The organism is Streptomyces murinus, assembly GCF_002154555.1.
GTDB lineage: Bacteria > Actinomycetota > Actinomycetes > Streptomycetales > Streptomycetaceae > Streptomyces > Streptomyces murinus.
Genome location: NZ_MUNF01000779.1, coordinates 1 through 1,260, shown reverse-complemented (window position 1 = coordinate 1,260; position 1,260 = coordinate 1). Strand labels below are relative to the sequence as shown.

The window sequence follows — 1,260 nt, the reverse complement described above, 5'->3', positions numbered from 1 at the left end:
CCACCGTCAAGCGGGTCGTCCGCGAGCTCCAGTCGCTGCTGCGCTCGGTAGCCGCCGCGAGCGACATCATCGAGGCCGCGGACGCGCTCGCCCCGACCCAGCCCGAACTCGCCGAGTTCCTGCGGGTCTACGGTGCCGGCCGCACCTCCGACGCGGTCGCGCACTACCAGTCGCACCAGAACTGAGCGCCCGCCCGGCGCAGGGGGAAGCCGGGAGGGGCGGGGGCCCGAGGGGGAGGAGCTGCGGCAGTCATGGGTGAGATGTTCAACGGCCGGTACGAGCTGGCCGACCCGATCGGGCGCGGCGGCGCGGGCGATGTCTGGCGCGTCTGGGACCACCGGCGGGGGCGCTATGTGGCCGCCAAGGTGCTCCAGCAGCGCGACGCCCACTCCCTCCTGCGCTTCGTGCGCGAACAGGCCCTGCGCATCGATCATCCCCATGTGCTCGCCCCGGCCAGCTGGGCCGCCGACGACGACCAGGTGCTGTTCACCATGGACCTGGTCGCGGGCGGCTCCCTCGTCCGCCTGGTCAACGACTACGGCCCCCTGCCGCCGGCGTTCGTCTGCGTCCTGCTCGACCAGCTGCTGTCCGGGCTCGCCGCGGTGCACGCGGAGGGGGTCGTGCACCGGGACATCAAGCCCGCCAACATCCTTCTGGAGGCGACCGGTACGGGCAGGCCCCGGCTGCGGCTCGGGGACTTCGGCATCGCCATGCGGTTCGGGGAGCCGCGCCTGACCGAGACCAACCTCGTGGTGGGCACGCCCGGTTATCTCGCCCCGGAACAACTGGCGGGCGCCGACCCGGACTTCACCGCCGATCTGTTCGCGGTGGGCCTCGTCGCCGTATATCTGCTCGAAGGCGCCAAACCCGACGCCAAGGAACTCGTGCGGTACTTCACCGAGCACGGCACCCCGGGCGCGCCCAAGGGCATTCCCGGGCCGCTGTGGGAGGTCGTCGCCACCCTGCTGCAACCCGATCCACAGGCGCGGTACCGCTCCGCCACGGGGGCCCGCAAGTCGCTCGCTCCGGTCATCGAACTCCTGCCGGAGCCGACCCTGGACGACGAGCCGATCGAAATCTTCGACCAACTCCCGCCCCTGCCGCCGGGTTTCGGGCCGAGCGGTCCGCTGAAGCGCTCACCGAGGTCCCCCGCCGCCCCGCAGCCGGACGCCGGCACCGGCTCCTCGTCGGACACGGGCACCGGCTCCCTGTCGGACACCGGAAGCTTCCGGCTCCCGCCCCCGGCCGCCGACCCCACAC

At 72.9% G+C, this 1,260-nt stretch carries 1 protein-coding gene and 1 pseudogene; both read left to right on the top strand.

The window, feature by feature from the left end:
* A pseudogene (locus tag CCN72_RS34880) lies at positions 1–185 on the top strand (DNA-binding protein); the annotation flags it as partial.
* Positions 186–251: 66 nt separating this feature from the next.
* The coding region (locus CCN72_RS34875; RefSeq protein WP_107430251.1) for a serine/threonine-protein kinase at positions 252–1,260 on the top strand (1,009 nt) is incomplete at its 3' end.